Origin of the sequence: Ruegeria atlantica (assembly GCF_001458195.1) — a bacterium.
Classification (GTDB): Bacteria; Pseudomonadota; Alphaproteobacteria; order Rhodobacterales; family Rhodobacteraceae; genus Ruegeria; species Ruegeria atlantica.
This window is the reverse complement of record NZ_CYPU01000071.1, coordinates 15,534-32,840: the sequence shown is the minus strand read 5'-3', so window position 1 is coordinate 32,840 and position 17,307 is coordinate 15,534. Positions and strand designations below refer to the sequence as shown.

16 protein-coding genes and 1 pseudogene are annotated in these 17,307 nt (G+C 57.7%); 12 read left to right on the top strand and 5 right to left on the bottom strand.

The genetic code is table 11. The annotated features are described in order from the left end of the window. Positions 1-26 precede the first annotated feature (26 nt). Positions 27-932: an oxygen-dependent tRNA uridine(34) hydroxylase TrhO gene (gene trhO, locus RUA4292_RS19335; protein ID WP_058279080.1), complete on the top strand. Its 906-nt coding sequence runs from the start codon at positions 27-29 to the stop codon at positions 930-932. 76 nt (positions 933-1,008) lie between these two features. Beyond that, a complete protein-coding gene (locus RUA4292_RS19330) occupies positions 1,009-1,509 on the top strand; it encodes a potassium channel family protein (RefSeq protein WP_058279079.1) in 501 nt (166 codons plus the stop codon). Between the two features lie 7 nt (positions 1,510-1,516). Here RUA4292_RS19330 and RUA4292_RS19325 read toward each other — a convergent pair whose 3' ends face one another. Then, entirely contained in the window at positions 1,517-1,846 is a 330-nt protein-coding gene (locus tag RUA4292_RS19325) for a hypothetical protein (RefSeq protein ID WP_058279078.1), read from the bottom strand. A 164-nt stretch (positions 1,847-2,010) separates the two neighbouring features. Here RUA4292_RS19325 and betB point away from each other — a divergent pair, with 164 nt between their 5' ends. The 4 genes and pseudogenes from betB to RUA4292_RS24605 form a co-directional block, all read left to right on the top strand. Next, the gene (gene betB, locus RUA4292_RS19320) at positions 2,011-3,465 is read left to right on the top strand and encodes a betaine-aldehyde dehydrogenase (RefSeq protein WP_058279077.1); all 1,455 of its coding nucleotides are present in this window, start codon (positions 2,011-2,013) and stop codon (positions 3,463-3,465) included. A 129-nt stretch (positions 3,466-3,594) separates the two neighbouring features. After that, positions 3,595-6,039 carry a GcvT family protein gene (locus tag RUA4292_RS19315; RefSeq protein ID WP_058279344.1) on the top strand — a complete coding sequence of 815 codons (2,445 nt, stop codon included), beginning with the start codon at positions 3,595-3,597 and terminating at the stop codon, positions 6,037-6,039. After that, the gene (locus RUA4292_RS19310; RefSeq protein ID WP_058279076.1) at positions 6,036-7,379 is read left to right on the top strand and encodes an MmgE/PrpD family protein; all 1,344 of its coding nucleotides are present in this window, start codon (positions 6,036-6,038) and stop codon (positions 7,377-7,379) included. The genes RUA4292_RS19315 and RUA4292_RS19310 overlap by 4 nt, the downstream gene beginning before the upstream one ends. Before the next feature lie 236 nt (positions 7,380-7,615). Beyond that, a pseudogene (locus RUA4292_RS24605) lies at positions 7,616-7,717 on the top strand (flagellar type III secretion system pore protein FliP); the annotation flags it as partial. A 3-nt stretch (positions 7,718-7,720) separates the two neighbouring features. On the opposite strand, the gene RUA4292_RS19305 reads toward RUA4292_RS24605, so the two are convergent. Both RUA4292_RS19305 and RUA4292_RS19300 read right to left on the bottom strand, forming a co-directional pair. Beyond that, complete coding sequence (locus RUA4292_RS19305; RefSeq protein ID WP_058279075.1) at positions 7,721-9,163, bottom strand: sensor histidine kinase; 1,443 nt, start codon at positions 9,161-9,163, stop codon at positions 7,721-7,723. Beyond that, positions 9,160-9,891 carry a response regulator transcription factor gene (locus tag RUA4292_RS19300; RefSeq protein WP_058279074.1) on the bottom strand — a complete coding sequence of 244 codons (732 nt, stop codon included), beginning with the start codon at positions 9,889-9,891 and terminating at the stop codon, positions 9,160-9,162. The genes RUA4292_RS19305 and RUA4292_RS19300 overlap by 4 nt, the downstream gene beginning before the upstream one ends. A 217-nt stretch (positions 9,892-10,108) precedes the next feature. On the opposite strand from RUA4292_RS19300, the gene RUA4292_RS19295 reads away from it, so the two are divergent. The 4 genes from RUA4292_RS19295 to RUA4292_RS19280 are packed head-to-tail and all read left to right on the top strand — an operon-like array spanning position 10,109 to position 14,276. Next, complete coding sequence (locus tag RUA4292_RS19295) at positions 10,109-11,353, top strand: ABC transporter substrate-binding protein (RefSeq protein WP_058279073.1); 1,245 nt, start codon at positions 10,109-10,111, stop codon at positions 11,351-11,353. Positions 11,354-11,410: 57 nt separating this feature from the next. Beyond that, positions 11,411-12,283 carry a carbohydrate ABC transporter permease gene (locus tag RUA4292_RS19290; RefSeq protein ID WP_058275014.1) on the top strand — a complete coding sequence of 291 codons (873 nt, stop codon included), beginning with the start codon at positions 11,411-11,413 and terminating at the stop codon, positions 12,281-12,283. Beyond that, positions 12,276-13,175 (top strand): carbohydrate ABC transporter permease, encoded by a 900-nt coding sequence (locus RUA4292_RS19285; RefSeq protein ID WP_058279072.1) that lies wholly within the window; start codon positions 12,276-12,278, stop codon positions 13,173-13,175. Before RUA4292_RS19290 ends, RUA4292_RS19285 begins: the two co-directional genes overlap by 8 nt. 3 nt (positions 13,176-13,178) lie before the next feature. Then, on the top strand, positions 13,179-14,276 hold the full coding sequence (locus RUA4292_RS19280; protein WP_058275012.1) for an ABC transporter ATP-binding protein: 1,098 nt from the start codon (positions 13,179-13,181) through the stop codon (positions 14,274-14,276). 72 nt (positions 14,277-14,348) lie between these two features. Here the strand turns inward: RUA4292_RS19280 and RUA4292_RS19275 are convergent, their stop codons facing one another. Both RUA4292_RS19275 and RUA4292_RS19270 read right to left on the bottom strand, forming a co-directional pair. Then, positions 14,349-14,948 (bottom strand): MlaC/ttg2D family ABC transporter substrate-binding protein, encoded by a 600-nt coding sequence (locus RUA4292_RS19275; protein WP_058275011.1) that lies wholly within the window; start codon positions 14,946-14,948, stop codon positions 14,349-14,351. A 16-nt stretch (positions 14,949-14,964) separates the two neighbouring features. After that, the gene (locus RUA4292_RS19270) at positions 14,965-15,780 is read right to left on the bottom strand and encodes an MlaA family lipoprotein (protein ID WP_082637209.1); all 816 of its coding nucleotides are present in this window, start codon (positions 15,778-15,780) and stop codon (positions 14,965-14,967) included. Between the two features lie 291 nt (positions 15,781-16,071). On the opposite strand from RUA4292_RS19270, the gene RUA4292_RS19265 reads away from it, so the two are divergent. Together RUA4292_RS19265 and RUA4292_RS19260 are read left to right on the top strand one after the other, a co-directional pair. Continuing rightward, positions 16,072-16,527 carry a RidA family protein gene (locus RUA4292_RS19265; protein WP_058275010.1) on the top strand — a complete coding sequence of 152 codons (456 nt, stop codon included), beginning with the start codon at positions 16,072-16,074 and terminating at the stop codon, positions 16,525-16,527. Further along, complete coding sequence (locus RUA4292_RS19260) at positions 16,524-17,291, top strand: glycerophosphodiester phosphodiesterase family protein (protein ID WP_058279071.1); 768 nt, start codon at positions 16,524-16,526, stop codon at positions 17,289-17,291. The genes RUA4292_RS19265 and RUA4292_RS19260 overlap by 4 nt, the downstream gene beginning before the upstream one ends. Positions 17,292-17,307: the final 16 nt, after the last annotated feature.

Here is a 17,307-nt window from a genome sequence, read left to right as displayed (position 1 = left end):
TGGCCCAGCGGGTTTAGACCGCGCGCATGTATACGATCGCTGCTCTCTATCACTTCACTCGTTTTTCGGATCACTTAGCCCTGCGCGACCCGCTGCTGGACCTGTGCCGCGCGCAGTCAGTCAAGGGCACCTTGTTGCTGGCCGCCGAGGGGATCAACGGAACCATCGCCGGCCCGCGTAGTGGGATCGATACGGTGTTGGCCCACATTAAGGCTCTGCCCGGGTGTGCGGATCTTGAGTGGAAAGAGGCCACATCCGATCACCCGCCCTTTGGCAAAATGAAGGTGCGTCTGAAAAAAGAGATCGTGACTATGGGCCAGCCGGACGTCGATCCGCTTGCCCGTGTCGGCAATTATGTCGAGCCCGAGGACTGGAACGATCTGATCCGGTCTGACGATGTGGTCGTGATCGACACACGCAATGACTACGAGGTGGCAATTGGTACGTTTGAGGGCGCGGTAGACCCTGAAACAGGCAGTTTCCGTGATTTCCCGGCCTGGTGGGAAGGAAACAAAGACCGCTTTCATAACAAGCGGGTCGCCATGTTCTGCACCGGCGGTATCCGTTGTGAGAAATCCACCAATTACCTGCTGGGGCAGGGGGTCGAGGATGTGTATCACCTGAAAGGCGGCATCCTGCGGTATCTCGAAGAGATGCCCGCTGAGGACAGCAGCTGGCAGGGTGAGTGCTTTGTCTTCGACAATCGCGTCTCGGTTGGGCATGGGCTGGTCGAAGGGCCGCACAACCTGTGCCACGGCTGTCGCCGCCCGATCCTGCCAGAGGATATGAAGCGCCTGGAATACGAGCACGGCGTGTCCTGCCATCGGTGCATCAATGAGACTTCGGATGCGGACAAGACGCGTTTCAGGGAACGTCAGAAACAGATCCTGCTGTCACGTCAGCGCGGGCAGGAACACCTAGGCATTGAATGATGGGTGAATGATTAAGGTTGCGGGTACAGGCCGGAACCCTGATGATCGTGGAAAAACCTAGGCCATCGGAAGTTTTATGCACCGCGAACCTACAACACTGGAAGAGTGGAAATCGACGCTTATCGCAGCGGTTGGACTGGTTATTGCCAGTTTTTTCGCGTGGTATGGTCTGTCGCGCCTGAGTGAGGCGGCCGCAGGCGAAACCATTGGTACTATTGTGTCGGTCTGCCTGGTGGTTTGGGTCACATCGCAATCCTGGTACTACATGACACAGGTGAAACTGCCGCATCGACGCTTGTTTCTGATGGGTGTGTCCTTCATTCAGGTCGTGCCGTTCTTGTTCGCGGCGGCGTATGGCGCGTTCGGCTACGCCGACAATTGCGTGGTCGGTGCAGATGCTCCAGCCGATTTTCTGTATTTTTCCTACGTCACCTTCACCACTGTGGGATATGGCGACATGATCCCAACAGGTTTATGTCGCGGGCTGGCCGTCGCTGAGGCTGTTACCGGCTACATCCTCTTGGGTATGTTTGTTGCTGCTACGGTTGCGCTATATACCCGCCACCATAAACATTAGACGGCCATCATTTGTTCTGATCAATCCAGCGGGACATCATCTGTTTGTCGTGGAAACACTCTGACGGGATAGGCCTGCGCTTGCTACGGGAAATGCGTTCGGCAAAGGCAACCTGCTTGCCGGATGGATAGTCCGCAAAGGGCGATGGATCGGCTGGCTTGTGCGCCGAAATCCAGGCAGACATCGACTTGCGATCCCGTTGTGCCTCGACCGGGATTTCCAAGGCCGACTGCTGGGCAATTGCACGAGCGTATCGCATTTGCCGGTCTGTGACGGGCAACAGGTGATAGTCGTTCGATGGGCCATCCATGGCCGGGTTGCGGGCGTGGTAAGACATCGGATTGTTCCTCTGACTATGTAGAACATAAATGGAACATTAAGCATTTTATTCAAGAGGGGACCGATTCACATCAGCGGGAGTCCGCCGTGAATTGCTTTTATTGACTGGTCAGTCAATAAAATATAGACGCGGAAGAAAGGACTTCTGAGAAGGAAATCGGCATGAAGTTTCAGCCCAAAGCGAGCCATTTCATCAACGGCGTATACGTCGAAGATACCAACGGCGCCCCTATCGACGTGATCTACCCAGCCACCGGTGAAACCATCGCCCGGCTGCACTCTGCCACGCCGGATATTGTAGATCAGGCTCTAACAAGTGCCAAAAACGCTCAGGCAGAGTGGGCGGCAATGTCCGGGACCGAGCGTGGTCGCATCCTGAGACGGGCATCAGATATCATGCGAGACCGCAACCACGAGCTTTCGGTCCTTGAAACTCATGATACAGGTAAACCCTTGCAGGAAACGCTTGTTGCAGATGCGACATCGGGGGCGGATGCGCTGGAATATTTTGGTGGGTTGGCCGCGTCATTGACGGGCGAGCACATTCCGCTTGGTGGTGGTGACTTTGTTTACACTATTCGCGAGGCGCTGGGTGTTTGTATTGGTATCGGCGCATGGAATTACCCAACTCAGATCGCCTGCTGGAAAGGGGCCCCTGCACTGGCCTGCGGCAATACGATGGTCTTCAAGCCCTCGGAAACCACGCCTTTGTCGGCGCTGAAAGTGGCCGAGATCCTGATCGAGGCTGGCGCGCCCAAAGGTATTTACAACGTGGTTCAGGGTTATGGCGACGTGGGTGCATCGCTTGTGACTGACCCGCGCGTGGCCAAAGTGTCGCTTACCGGCTCTGTGCCGACCGGTCGCAAGGTCTATGCCGCGGCCGCTGATGGCATGAAACACGTGACGATGGAACTGGGCGGCAAGTCCCCGATGATCGTGTTCGACGACGCCGATATAGAAAACGCTGTTTCGGGTGCGATCCTGGGCAACTTCTATTCCTCGGGTCAGGTCTGTTCGAACGGCACCCGTGTCTTTGTGCAGAAAGGCGTCAAAGAGGCGTTCCTGAACCGTCTCTCGGAACGTCTGGCCACCGCTAAAATTGGCGATCCGCTGGATGAGGATGTCAACTTTGGCCCGATGGTCAGTGAAAACCAGATGAACATCGCGTTGAGCTATGTTGAAAAGGGCAAAGCCGAAGGTGCACGTCTGGTATTTGGTGGTGAGCGGATCGACGGTGACGGCTTCTACATGCAGCCCACTGTGTTTGCGGATGTGACGGACGATATGGCCATTGCGCGCGAAGAAATCTTTGGCCCTGTCATGTCCGTACTGGATTTCGATACCGAAGAAGAGGTGATGGCCCGCGCCAACGACACCGAGTTTGGTCTGGCCGCGGGTGTCTTCACCAACGACCTGACCCGCGCGCACCGCATTGTGGCCGGGTTCGAGGCGGGCACATGCTATATCAACACCTATAATCTGGCTCCGGTCGAGGCCCCGTTTGGCGGGTCCAAGATGTCGGGCGTTGGGCGCGAAAACTCGAAGCTGGCGATCAACCACTTCAGCGAAATGAAGACGGTCTACGTTTCGATGAACGACGTCGAAGCGCCTTACTAATCAAAACCGGCCATTCAAGCTCTGTTCCCGACATTTCGCGTCGGGAACAGAGCATAAGCCACATACGACATGTGGCTGACTTCCTACAAAGGGTGCCGTTTTCGGCTCCGTCGGTGGGAGATCAAGTTCGTGAAAACGCATGCACAGGCCGTAGTCATCGGCGGAGGATTGGCAGGCTGTTCGATCCTGTACCATTTGGCCAAACTCGGTTGGCGGGACGTTGTCCTGCTTGAGCGGGATGAACTGACCAGCGGATCAACCTGGCACGCAGCGGCCAATATCCACGGGCTACACGACAACAACAACATCACCCGCATTCAGCATTACACTATGAACCTGTATAAAGAGCTGGAACAGGAGACAGGCCAAAGCTGCGGTGTCTTCCAACCCGGATCGCTGTATCTGGCCCAGACTGAAAACCGCGAACACCAGTTGCGTTTGCAAGAGGCCAAGGCTCGGTTCTATGGCCTGAATTTCTACGAGGTAAGCCGGGAGCAGGCGAAGGAACTGCACCCGCTGGCGCAGTTCGACGATATCCGCTGCATTATGTTTGAACCCGATGGTGGCAACGTGGATCCATCCGGTGTGCCGCACGCCTATGCCGCAGGTGCGCGGGCAATGGGTGCAACGATTGAGCGGTTTTGCCCCGTGTTAGGCACTGATCAGCAGCCAGATGGGTCATGGATCGTGCGTACCGAAAAGGGCGACATCCATACGCAATGGGTTGTGAATGCCGCAGGTCTTTGGGGCCGCGAAGTAGCGGCATTGGCGGGTTTGACTCTGCCGTTGCAACCGACCGAACACCAGTATTTCGTGACTGATTCCATTGATGAGGTAGCAAATCTCGGCCGCCGTTTACCGTCGATCGCCGATCGGGACGGCGAGTACTATTTCCGACAAGAAGGCAACGGGCTGCTGATCGGGGCCTATGAAAAGGATATGAAGTTCTGGGCCGAAGAGGGCACGCCGCTGGACTTCGCCCATGATCTGTTCCCAGACGATCTGGACCGGATCATGGAGAACGTGATCCGCGCAACTGAGCGCGTGCCCGCCGCGGCGACGGCTGGTGTGAAACGGGTAATCAACGGCCCAATGATCTGGTCCCCGGACAGTTCCGCCCTGTGGGGCCCGGTTCCCGAGTTGAAGAACTATTTCCTCTGCGGTGGTCTGATCCCGGGCTTTTCGCAGTCGGGTGGATTGGGTCTGCTGGCGGCGCAGTGGATGATCGAGGGTGAGCCTCAATACGACATGTTCGCATGGGATCTGGCCCGATTTGGCGACTGGGCGGACAAGAAATTCACCAAGGCGCGGGTCGAGGACCAGTATACTCACCGGTTCGCCATCCATTTCCCGAACGAGGAACGCAGCGCTGGCCGCCCGGCCTGCGTGCGCCCGGCGTATGAGATGCAAAAGGACATGGGCTGCGTCTTTGGTCTGAACTGCGGCTGGGAACACCCGCTTTGGTTTGCCGATCAGCCCGGCACCACCGAGACAAACGGGTTCACGCGCCAGAACTGGTGGGAACCGGTTGGGCAAGAGGTCAAGATGCTGCGCGAAAACGTTGGCGTAATCGACATTTCGAACTTTGCCAACTACGTCATTAAGGGCCCGGGTGCCAATGAGTGGCTGGACAAGCTGGTTGCCAACCGGGTGCCGACCGTGGTCGGGCGGTCCTGCCTGACGCCGCTGATCTCGGTGCGCGGGGGGGTGGCCGGCGACTTTACCATCACCAAGGTGGCCGAGGACGAATACATGATGATCGGCTCGGGTATGGCCGAGCGCTATCATCAGCGGTTCTTCAACATGATCGACCTGCCCGAAGGCACCACGTTCGAGGTGGCGACGGGCCGGATTGCGGGCTTCAACGTCGCAGGGCCCAAATCGCGTGACCTGCTGCAGCGGCTGACCAATGCGGATTTGACGAACGAGGCGTTCCGATTCATGCGCTCGGCCACGATCGAGGTTGCGGGCGTGACCTGCCTGGCGATCCGTGTCAGCTTTACCGGTGATTTGGGGTGGGAGTTGCACTGCGCGGAAGAAGATCAGATCAGGCTCTATTCCGCGCTTATTAAGACTGCGAACGAGTGCAACGGTGGTCCAGTGGGCGGCCGCGCGTTGGGATCACTGCGGATCGAGAAGGGCTATGGCTCGTGGGGCCGCGAGTATTCTCAGGAATACTGGCCGCAGGAAGTCGGGCTGGCAGGTCTGATCAAGCTGGACAAGGACTTCCTGCACAAAGACGCCTATGTGCAGATCAAGGACAACGCTGCGCGCGAGGTTCTGTCGATTTTTGAGGTCGAGGTGACGAATGCTGACGCGTCCGGTGGCGAACCTATCTTTACACCAGATGGCGAACCGGTCGGACGTGTGACCTCAGGGGCCTATGGCTATTCAGTCGGCAAGTCCCTGGCCATCGGCTATGCAAATCCGGCAGTCGTAAAGCCGGGGGAAATGGTGGAAATCTTTATCCTCGGCAAACCGCATAAAGCCAGAGTCCTGACCGAACCGCCCTTTGATCCATCGGGTCTCCGGCTGCGCGATGTCCAACCCAAGGTGATTGAGGTAGCCAAATGACCGGCACGCTTGATCGGGTCACGGATTTTGCCCTGAACCTTTCACTGCAGGAGATGCCCGAAAGCGCGAAAGAGGCCGCCGCCCTGATGATGCTCGACACAATGGGCATCCTGATCGCCTCCGGCCCGATGGAGGCCGGCGTGATCGCGCGCGATACTGCCTCGCTGCTCTATGCCAGTAATGATGCGGCATTCAGCGTTCCGATGATGTTTGATGGCCGCCTCGTCAGCATGGCGGGCGCTGCCTACGCAGCAGCCACACAAACCGACAATTTGGACGGGCATGACGGCTACAACCCGACTAAGGGGCATATCGGTGTCGTCGTCCTGCCTGCGTTAGTTTCACTTGGTGCGTATTGCTCTGATTTGTCCGGCCCCGAAGCCCTGGCTGCCGTCGTCACAGGATATGAAATCGCGGGACGTGCGGGGCTGTCGCTGCACGCATCGGTCAGCGATTATCACACGTCCGGCGCGTGGAACGCACTGGGTGTGGTGGCCATGGCCGCGCGCATGCGCAGGCATACGCCCGACCAGTTTCGACAAGCATTGGGAATCGCGGAATACCACGGACCTCGAAGTCAGATGATGCGCGAGATTGCAAATCCGACGATGCTGCATGACGGATCGGGTTGGGGCGCGATGGTTGGCATATCATCTGCGATTCTGGCCGAACGTGGTTTCACGGGCGCCCCGGCCATCACAATCGAAGATGCTGATGTTGCGTCGTTCTGGGATGATTTGGGTCAGTTCTGGCAGGTCGAACACCAATACGTAAAACCTTATCCGATATGTCGCTGGGCCCATGCGGCAATTGATGGCGTTCGGGCTGTGATGATGGAGAATGACCTAGCCCACGACCAGATCCGATCCATCCATATCAACAGTTTTCAAGAAGCGGCCTGCCTGTATGGCGGGATGCCTAATACCACGTCTCAGGCCCAGTATTCTCTGCCTTTTGCTGTGGCGGTTCAGGCGATCCATGGTCGGATCGGAGTCGAACATATCTCGGGTGCGGGTCTGTCTGATCCGGCAGTGGCAGAGTTGGTGTCGCGTATTCACGTTCTGGAAAATGCGCGCCACAGTGCACGCTTCCCGCAGGGGCGGTGGGCCGATGTCACCTTGAAATCGACCGATGGGCGTGTGTTCGAATCCGGCGACACTCACGCGCGCGGCGGGCCGGAGGCCCCGCTCAGCAGGGGAGATGTGATCGCCAAGTACACCGAGTTTGCCGCGCCGGTCGTCGGTTTAGACCGTGCGGACGCGATCCGCGCGGCCATATTGGGTTGGGTCGAACCTACATCCAGATTGTCGGACCTGATGCCGTTGATCTTTGATCCGTAAATGCGGCCGGTGCGGGTTGCGGGCCGACGCTCAGTGGGCACCTAGTGAAAGTCAAACCGTGAATGCAGGTGGCGCCGACCTAATCCGCTATTGGTCCACTTTCGCGAGCAAATACAGAATGTGTTGGCATGTTTTTGCGCTGTCATCCAACAAGCCCTTCGCGTCAGCTAAGGGTTTGAACGGCAAGGACACTGCGGCTGGCGGCACCATATTCATACCCATCGACATCAGCCCCGCCGCCAGCCACAGTGTCCTTGCCGTTTAAACTGGCGTTTTTTGTCATCGCCGACCGGTGGTCCCTGATCGCCAGCGCGCTTGTGCGCAGCTATACTACCTAGTTTTTACTGCCGGGCGATTTGCAGACAGGCGCGCAGGCCGCAATCGCCGGCCTCAAAGCGCATTTCTCCGCCATGTTGTTCCGCTACGGTAGCGGCGATTGTCAGGCCCAAACCGTAGCCGTCAGAAGATCCGGTGTTGGACCCACGACGAAATGGGGCCATCAGGTTTTCGATGTCCTCCACGGACAGATCGGTACCCTTATCTTCGACCGTGATCGTCGCGGTGGTCGCATCGGTCGCCAACTGCACTTCGGCGTGTCGACCATATTTCAACGCGTTGTCGATCAAATTGGTCAGCGCACGCCTAAGCGATATGGGTCGCGCCATGACCAGAACGCGGCGTGTTTCGGTCAGCTGCCCGTGTCCGCGCCGGGACATGAAAACCGATGTAACCCCGTCGACCGCGACGGGATCAGTCTTTTTTAGTGTCACGGGCAGGTCCATATCCTGATAATCGGCGACCAGAGCCTCGACCAAAGAGGTCAGTGAAATCTGGCGCGGTTCCTCAACATCCAGTTCGGATCGCGTATAGGTCAGGACACTTTCGATCATGCCCGTCATCTGATCCACATCCGCCTCGAGCTTTTCGCGTAGTTCATCGTCGGGGATCAGAGCGGCACGCAGGCGCACGCGGGTCGCAGGGGTACCCAGATCGTGGCTGACACCGGACAAGACCGTCGCCCGCTTTTCAAGCTGCGCGCGTTCGGCCTCAAGATGGGCGTTCACCGCCGAGACGATATCGCGCAGTTCATCCGGGCCATCCGCCTCGTAGCTTTCCGGCCCACCAAGACGCTGCCGTTCGCGCAACGCGCGGGCAAACCGGGTGAAGGTATCTGAGACGTTACTGACTGCGGATAAGATGACCGCCATTGCGACGATCCCCATAAGAATTGCGGGCAGACGTAAATCCGTTGGGGCCGCCTGACAGCCCCAGATCGGGGTCCCGTCGACCTGATGCCAGGCCTCGCGTCCGAACTTCGCAATCAGAATTGGTTCGCTGCAATATGTCGCCAGCAACCGGGTCAGGTTTCCCATCTTTTCAGGCCCGGTTTGATCACTGCCTGACACAATGTCCGACACCGGATAAACCAACCGGTCGGACAGGATCGCCACGGTTAATTCACGCCCGCTGAGCGGTGAGGAACTGTCGGTCAGGATCGAAAGGTTGGTGACGAAGCGGCGGTTTGAAAACCCGGGCAACCGCTGAAATTCACCATTTTCGGCAAGGGCCGTATCCTGGGGCGGCAAGGGCGTAATCGACAACCCCTCGGAGGGGGCCATGCCTGTTCGCAACTCTTCGTAGACGGTGAACCCCGCCACAAAAGATTGAAGCAGGTAGTCGTTCCAGGCGCGCGCCGAAGCGAACCATAACCCTGCAGACAGCAAACCGGCGGCAAAGGCCGAAAGGGTCCAAAGCCATCCCAGATTGCGCAGGCGCAGTGTCATTCTTCGACCGAAATGTCGGCGGCAAAGATATACCCGACCCCGCGTTCCGTGCGCAGCATTTGCGGATCTTTCGGGTTGGTCTCGATCTTGGATCGCAGGCGACCGACCAGCATGTCGATGGCGCGGCCCTGCGCTTCGGACTTGTCGCTGTCCCCCGTGACATCCAGCGCCGTGACGATTTCATCGCGCGTCAGCGGAATATGTGGATTGGCCAGCAAGACCTTGAGCAGGGCGGTTTCCCGCTGTGACAACGCGACCAAATAGCCTTCTGGCGAATGCAAATCATCACGCTTTCCGTCAAAGACCCAGCCGTCAAAACGGAAGGTGCGGGTTCTGCGGCGATACGCCAGCGAAGACGACCGCCGAGCGCGCTGCATCACTGCCCTGACACGGGCCAGCATCAATTGGGGGTTGAATGGTTTGGCAATGTAGTCGTCTGCCCCAACTTCGTACCCTGCCATGCGCTGATGGTCGGCGGACAGGGCAGAGACCAGAATGATCGGGACGTCCTGTTCGCGCCGTAACCGGGCGCAGATATCAATCCCGTTCTCGTCCCCCAGCATGACGTCCAACAAAATCAGATCGATCCGGCCATTGGACAGGTGCGCCCGGATTTCCCGCTCGGAACTGGCGGGAAGGGCGATGAAGCTGTTTTGCCGCAATAGCTGCGTCATCATCGACCGCATCTCAGGGTCGTCATCCACCACCAGAAGCCGCGGAATGCTCACTCTGTCTTTCCTCCCGATCTTTTCCCTCTGTCGTTGTCCATTGTAACGAATGGAAACAGATTCAATGTCAACGTAACACGCTGTAACAGAAGTGGTGAAAATTTGGTCTGTTTCCGTGCTTTACAGTGCATTCCAAGTTGTCAGACGGTGATCTGACCTCAGTAATAGCGCCATCGCTGCTTTGGCAGTCACTGAGTTCTCAGGGAGGAGACAAAAAATGAAGCGTTTTGCATTTGCCACCGTTTCGACTTTGGCCGTTGTGGCCGGATCGTCCGTTGTGGCCGAGCCGCAGGCGGAAGTACTGCACTGGTGGACCTCGGGTGGCGAGGCCAAGTCGGTTGCCGTTCTGCAGGAAGAATTCGCCTCGAATGGCGGTACCTGGACCGACATGCCCGTCGCGGGTGGCGGTGGTGATGCGGCAATGACCGCGCTGCGTGCCCGGGTTCTCTCCGGTAATGCGCCGACCGCCGTTCAGCTGAAAGGCCCTGCCATTCAGGAATGGTACGAAGAAGGCGTTCTGGCGGATATCTCGAACGTTGCCGAGGCCGAAGGCTGGGCGGATGTCCTGCCTGCGTCGATCGCGGGCCATATGATGTGCGAAGGCACTTGGTGCGCTGCACCCGTGAACGTGCACCGCATCGACTGGATCTGGGCGAATGCTGATGTTCTGGCGGCAAACGACATCGAAATGCCCACCACATGGGATGAGTTCAACGCAGCAGCCGAAAAACTGCAGGCCGCTGGTGTGATCCCGCTGGCCCACGGTGGTCAGGCCTGGCAGGACGCTACCGTGTTTGAGGCGGTTGTCATGGGTATTGGTGGACCAGAATTCTACCAGAAAGCCCTGGTCGATCTCGACCCCGAGGCGTTGACGTCGGACACAATGGTACAGGTCTTTGACCAGATGCGTACCATGCGTGGATATGTTGACGAGAACTTCTCGGGTCGCGACTGGAACCTGGCCACCGCCATGGTGATGAATGGCGAGGCCGCATTCCAGATCATGGGTGACTGGGCCAAAGGTGAATTCCTGGCCGCTGGCAAGAAGCCCGGCGAAGATTTCCTGTGTGCCTCGACCCCCGGTGACGGTTATCTGTACAACGTCGACAGCTTTGCCATGTTCGAAGTCGAAGGTGACGATAACCGCGCCGGTCAGGAACTGCTGGCCAAACTGATCGTCGCACCGAACTTCCAGGAAGTGTTCAACCTGAACAAGGGTTCGATCCCTGCACGGACCGACGTAGCGCTGGATGCCTTTGATATCTGTGCGAAAATCTCGGCAGAAGACATGGGTACGACCTCGGCAGGTGGTTCCCTGCTGCCGTCTTACGCCCATGGCATGGCGCTGCGCGGGTCGCAGTCCGGTGCGATCACCGACGTTGTGACCGCGCACTTCAACTCGGATATGTCCTCGGCTGACGCGGTTCAGCAACTGGCGGACGCGGTGGCCAACAGCTACTGATCCAAAACGCTCTGCCCCCTATACCGCGGGGCAGAGCACTTTTCCCCGGAGGAAAAAATGTCCGAATGGCTGGAAAACCACCTGCCCAAGGTGGTGCTGGCACCGTCGTTCATCGCCGTATTGATTTTTGTCTACGGATTTATCGGATGGACCGCATGGGTGTCGCTGACCCGATCGAAACTACTGCCGAAATACGAGATCCATGGCTTCATTCAGTATGAACGCCTGTTCGATTCCCCTCGCTGGGATACGGCAATCAACAACCTGTATATCTTTGGCGCGCTGTTCATCGTGATCGCGATGGTGCTGGGGCTGTTGCTGGCCATCCTGCTGGATCAGAAGATCCGCGTCGAAGGGGTTATTCGCACCATCTACCTGTACCCGATGGCACTGTCGATGATCGTGACCGGCACCGCATGGAAGTGGATCCTGAACCCAGGTCTGGGCATTGAATCCATGGTGCAGGGCTGGGGCTTTCCAAATTTCGAATTCGATTGGCTGGTGAACCCCGATTACGCCATCTACACGATCGTAATTGCCGCGATCTGGCAGAGCTCGGGCTTTGTTATGGCGCTGTTTCTGGCCGGGCTTCGTTCGGTGGATGGTGAAATCATCAAAGCCGCACAGGTCGATGGTATCCCCACATGGCGCATCTATACGGCGATCATCATACCGTCGATGGCACCGATCTTCTTGTCTGCCTTCATCGTGCTGGCCCACCTTGCGATCAAAAGCTTTGACCTTGTCATCGCGCTGACAGGCGGCGGTCCGGGTTACGCGACTGATCTGCCAGCCACATACATGTATGCCATGGCGTTTTCGCGGGGCGATATTGGTCAGGCGGCCTCGTCTGCAATGATCATGATGCTGGTCGTCTTTGCCATCGTGGTTCCATATCTTTATTCAGAGCTGAGGGCGAAAAATGACTGATCTGTCGATGCCCCAAACCCAAACCCGCTCGCAGAGCGCCACAGGCAAGATTGCCCTTCGTTGGCTGCTTTACGTCCTGCTGGGCCTGTTCGCGCTGTACTACCTGATGCCGCTGTTCGTGATGTTAACCACATCGTTGAAAAGCCTTGAGGAAATTCGCACTGGGTCCCTGATCTCACTGCCGCGCGAAGTCAGCTTCGATGCCTGGAAAACCGCGTGGTCCGGCGCTTGTACCGGTATCCAGTGTGAAGGTCTGCGGCCTTACTTCTGGAACTCTGTCCTGATCGCGGTGCCTGCGGTGTTTTTGTCCACCCTGATTGGTGCGCTGAACGGCTATGTCGTGGCGCAGTGGCGGTTCAAAGGCGCGAACATCATCTTCTCGCTGATGCTGTTTGGCTGCTTTATTCCGTTTCAGGTTGTTCTGCTGCCAATGGCGCGGCTGCTGGGCATGATGGGGATCGCCGGAACCATTCCGGGCCTGATCTTTGTCCACGTGATCTATGGCCTTGGCTTCACTACGCTGTTCTTCCGCAACTACTATGTCACCATTCCGGCCGAGCTGACCAAAGCCGCTCGGGTCGATGGGGCAGGCTTTCTGCGGATTTTCTGGTCGATCTTCCTGCCGCTGTCGCTGCCCATCATCGTGGTGACAGTGATCTGGCAGTTCACGCAGATCTGGAATGACTTCCTGTTCGGCGTGTCGTTCAGCCAGGCGGGCACGCAGCCCGTGACTGTGGCGCTCAACAACATCGTAAACTCCACCACCGGCGTCAAAGAGTACAACGTCGACATGGCCGCCGCGATCATCGCGGGGCTGCCGACGCTGCTCGTCTATGTCGTTGCCGGTAAGTATTTCATCCGCGGCCTGACCGCTGGCTCTGTGAAGGGATAACCCATGGCTCCCATCCTTGATATCAACAAACTCTACAAGAATTACGGCGCAACCGAAATTCTGAAGGACATCAACATCTCGATCGAACCGGGTGATTTCCTGGTGCTGGTCGGCCCCTCGGGCTGCGGTAAATCCACGCTGCTGAACTGCATTGCGGGATTGGAGGAAATCACCGACGGGACACTGGCGATTGGCGGCAAAGACATGACCCATGTCAGCCCCAAGGACCGCGACATCGCGATGGTGTTCCAATCCTACGCGCTGTATCCGACGATGAGCGTGGCCAAGAACATCACTTTCGGCATGAAGGTGCGCGGGGTTGATCAGGCTACGCAGGAGGCCAAGCTGAACGATGTGGCCTCGCTGTTGCAAATCGAGCCACTGCTGAACCGTCGTCCCAGCCAGCTATCCGGTGGTCAGCGTCAGCGTGTGGCGATGGGCCGGGCGCTGGTGCGCGATCCCAAGCTGTTCCTGTTTGATGAACCGCTGTCGAACCTCGATGCCAAGCTTCGGGTTGAGATGCGGACCGAGATCAAGAAGCTGCACCAGACATTGGACGCTTCCATCGTCTACGTGACCCACGATCAGATTGAGGCGATGACGCTGGCCACCAAGATCGTGGTCTTGAAGGGCGGTATCGTGCAGCAGATCGGCAGCCCGGCCGAGATTTATAACAACCCGGCCAATCTGTTTGTCGCTGATTTCATGGGCTCGCCGGCGATGAATCTGATCCCTGCGCAGGTCACCAAAAACGGGTCGGGTACACAAATCGTCATCTCGCGCGATGCCGGCGAAACGCTGGTTCTGAACGATGCGCGCGATCTGGCGTTGCCCGAGGATGTAATACTGGGCCTGCGCCCTGAGGATATCGCCGAGGCCGGGTTCCGTGCGGGTGATGGCGTGCAGGAAGCGGCGTGCATGGTCGATATGGTCGAACCTGCAGGGGCCGACACCTATGTCGTATCAGAACTGGGCGGCAAGCAGGTGACCGCAAGGTTACATGCCGAAACCAGCGCGCAGGCGGGCAAGATGCTGAACTTGGCCTTCGATATGAGCAAAGTATCGTACTTCGCCAAAGAAACCGGCGAGCGCCTGAATTAAAAGAAAAAAACGCCGCGCGATTGAGTTCGCGCGGCGTTTCTTTGCGTTTGAACTGGGTCAGCTGACCTTGTTCTAGCTCAAGTCCTTGATCAGGCGGTTCAGGTCGCCGCCACGGGCGTCCAGCATCGCGCCAACCTCGGTTCGTTCGGTCAGCAGCATATTCACCCCTTCGATGAACATGTTGAAGAACTTGTCGCGGCCTGATTTGTCCGAAACTAGGAATGTCACCTCGAACGGGGACGAGCCCTGCAGCTTAACCGAAGTGCGTACCTCGTAACCGGCCTTGATTTTCCGGGCCTTCCGGACGGTGACTTGCCCACCAATGAATTCGCGGAAACGTCGACCATATTTGTTCGAGATATAGCCCTGAAACGCTTTGGTGAACTGCTTCAACTGCGACGGGCTGGCCGAACGGGCGTCCGCACCCAGCACATAACGTGCCATGATCGGCACATCGGCATATTGCACAAAGACCTTTTCGAAATCGCGGATCATCGCCTTTTCGGATTTGCCCGAGGCGATAATGCGGTTGATGTCATCCACGACACTGACGACCAGAGCCTTGGCGCTGGCTTCAGTCTGGGCAAAGGCGGAAAAAGGCAGGGCGGTCAGTGCCAGACCGGCAAGGCCAGTGGCGACAAAACCGCGTCGGTTCATATGGTTACTCGGCATAGGGGTCCTCATATGGTTACTCGGCATAGGGGTCCTCGTATGGGTCTAAGTAGGGATCTCTGACAGGGTCGGTCCCATTGTCTGCATAAGGGTCGTCGTAAAGACCCAGATAGGTTTCTTCGTCGTCTCTCGCCAGTTCGAAGCGGCGATTTTGTAGGTAAATGGTCCGCGCCTGCGCATAACTGTCAGCGCTTTCATACAGGATCGAGTCGACCGTGTCCGAAAAACGCCCCCGATCGCCCATCCGGCGCACGACCTCGGCATAGACACCGATATTGTCGACCGGACGGACCGGAGAGAAGTTGATCGGGTTCGAGAACAGGTTGACGATAACGCCAATCGAGTCCCGCTGCGTTGACGGACCATAGAGCGGCAGCTCGACATAAGCGCCCTCGCCAAAACCCCAGACGTGCAGCGTTTCACCGAAATCGGTATCCACAGGCGGAAGGTTCAACTCGTCGGCGGGGGCTGACAACCCCAGGCCACCAACGGTCGTGTTGATCACAAATTGCAGCAGTGCATTGCCCGACTGCTTGAGGTTGCCTTGCAGCAGGTAGTCCACGGCTTGGCCCGGCATCGTCAGGTTTTCGGCAAAATGGTTGAAACTGGTCACCATCGGGTCGGGCACGATCTTTACGTACCCTTTCGAGGCGGGACGAAACAGAAATCGGTCGACGCCAAGGTTGAACTTGTGGATGCCCCGGTTGTTGCGTTCATACGGATCAAATGCTTCACCCTGCTGAACACCCTCCGGAGGGCGTGTGGTGCAGGCGCTGAGAACTGCCAATACGGACACAACGATCAGGGGTTTTAGGTTGATTCTGCTCAACACGATCTTTGCCACTCCAAAACGTTCGGACAGTCCGCGCCCGAACACTTAATCAATACTCTTTTTGGCCGTTGTGCCCGGCCTACCCAAAGTCACATAGGCGTTTCGCCACCAATATGAAACAGATAGCGTTTAACCTGCCGAATAGGTCAACGTAAAGTGACACAGGTTCAAGAGTTCAGAATAAGAAAAGTTACGCCCACAACCGGTGCAGGTCACATCGCCGTTTTCGCACTTTTCGATCCTTGCCTTCCCGGTTAGCTTCGCCCCGACTCAAATTTGGGAGGAGACCTCATGAGCATCGCGGCGAAACTGGAAAGCTTGGGTGTCAACCTACCGGACGCGCCTGCGCCGGCGGCCAACTACGTGCCCTTCGTGCGCGTGGGCAATATCGTCTATGTCTCGGGGCAGATCTCGAAGGCGGATGATCTGATCACTGGCAAGCTGGGCGACAACATGGAAGTCGAAGCAGGCGCTGCTGCGGCCAAGGTATGTGCGATCAACCTTCTGGCCCAGGTCAAAGCGGCCTGCGGTGGCGATATCGAAAAGTTGGTGCGCGTCATCAAGCTGACCGGGTTTGTGAACTCGACGGCAGATTTTACCGCGCAGCCGCAAGTCATCAACGGTGCGTCAGACTTTCTGGTCGAAGCGCTGGGTGATGCAGGTCGCCATTCGCGTTCGGCCGTCAGTGCGGCGGCACTGCCCTTGGGCGTCGCGGTTGAGATCGAAGGTATCTTCGAAGTGCAATGACGCCCGCGCTGCCTGACGTATTCCTTCAAGTCCCGCTGGCGCATCGCGCGCTGCACGATAAACAGGACAACCGCCCGGAAAACAGCCGGGCGGCCATTCGCGCCGCCGTGGACGCCGGGTATGGGATTGAGATTGATCTGCAACGGACCTCGGACAACCGAGCCATGGTGTTTCATGACTATGACATGACCCGCCTGACCGGGCAGTCCGGTCCGATACAGCAGATCACGTCGGTTCAGGCGTCGGGCACCACGCTATTGCACGCGGACGATGGTATCCCGACGCTGGATGAGGTGCTGCAAATCGTGTCAGGTAAAGTACCGCTGCTGATCGAATTCAAAGATCAGGACGGCGCGATGGGCACATCAGTGGGCTCGCTGGAACAAGACGCCGTGCGTGCATTGTCAGGTTACGATGGGCCGGTGGCGTTGATGTCGTTCAACCCAAACTCGGTCGCTGAACTGGCGCGGCTGGCACCGCATCTGCCGCGTGGCATCGTGACAGGATCGTACCAGCCCAAGGTCGAGCTTTTACCTCGGAGTGTTTGTGACCACCTGCGCGACATTCCGGATTTCGATCGTGTCGGGGCCAGTTTCATCAGCCATAAGGTCGAAGACCTTGACCGCCCCCGCGTGGCCGAACTGAAGGCACGCGGTGTACCGATCCTGTGCTGGACCGTGCGGTCGCCTGAACAAGAGGCAGAGGCCCGCGAAGTTGCGGACAATGTGACGTTCGAAGGGTATCTGGCTGCACAACCGGGTTGAACCAGCCCTGCAACGT

Coding starts and splice junctions, on each gene's coding strand:
- trhO (WP_058279080.1), top strand. CDS start 27: ATGTATACGATCGCTGCTCTCTATCACTTCACTCGTTTTTCGGATCAC.
- RUA4292_RS19330 (WP_058279079.1), top strand. CDS start 1,009: ATGCACCGCGAACCTACAACACTGGAAGAGTGGAAATCGACGCTTATC.
- RUA4292_RS19325 (WP_058279078.1), bottom strand. CDS start 1,846: ATGTCTTACCACGCCCGCAACCCGGCCATGGATGGCCCATCGAACGAC.
- betB (WP_058279077.1), top strand. CDS start 2,011: ATGAAGTTTCAGCCCAAAGCGAGCCATTTCATCAACGGCGTATACGTC.
- RUA4292_RS19310 (WP_058279076.1), top strand. CDS start 6,036: ATGACCGGCACGCTTGATCGGGTCACGGATTTTGCCCTGAACCTTTCA.
- RUA4292_RS19305 (WP_058279075.1), bottom strand. CDS start 9,163: ATGACACTGCGCCTGCGCAATCTGGGATGGCTTTGGACCCTTTCGGCC.
- RUA4292_RS19295 (WP_058279073.1), top strand. CDS start 10,109: ATGAAGCGTTTTGCATTTGCCACCGTTTCGACTTTGGCCGTTGTGGCC.
- RUA4292_RS19290 (WP_058275014.1), top strand. CDS start 11,411: ATGTCCGAATGGCTGGAAAACCACCTGCCCAAGGTGGTGCTGGCACCG.
- RUA4292_RS19285 (WP_058279072.1), top strand. CDS start 12,276: ATGACTGATCTGTCGATGCCCCAAACCCAAACCCGCTCGCAGAGCGCC.
- RUA4292_RS19280 (WP_058275012.1), top strand. CDS start 13,179: ATGGCTCCCATCCTTGATATCAACAAACTCTACAAGAATTACGGCGCA.
- RUA4292_RS19275 (WP_058275011.1), bottom strand. CDS start 14,948: ATGCCGAGTAACCATATGAACCGACGCGGTTTTGTCGCCACTGGCCTT.
- RUA4292_RS19265 (WP_058275010.1), top strand. CDS start 16,072: ATGAGCATCGCGGCGAAACTGGAAAGCTTGGGTGTCAACCTACCGGAC.
- RUA4292_RS19260 (WP_058279071.1), top strand. CDS start 16,524: ATGACGCCCGCGCTGCCTGACGTATTCCTTCAAGTCCCGCTGGCGCAT.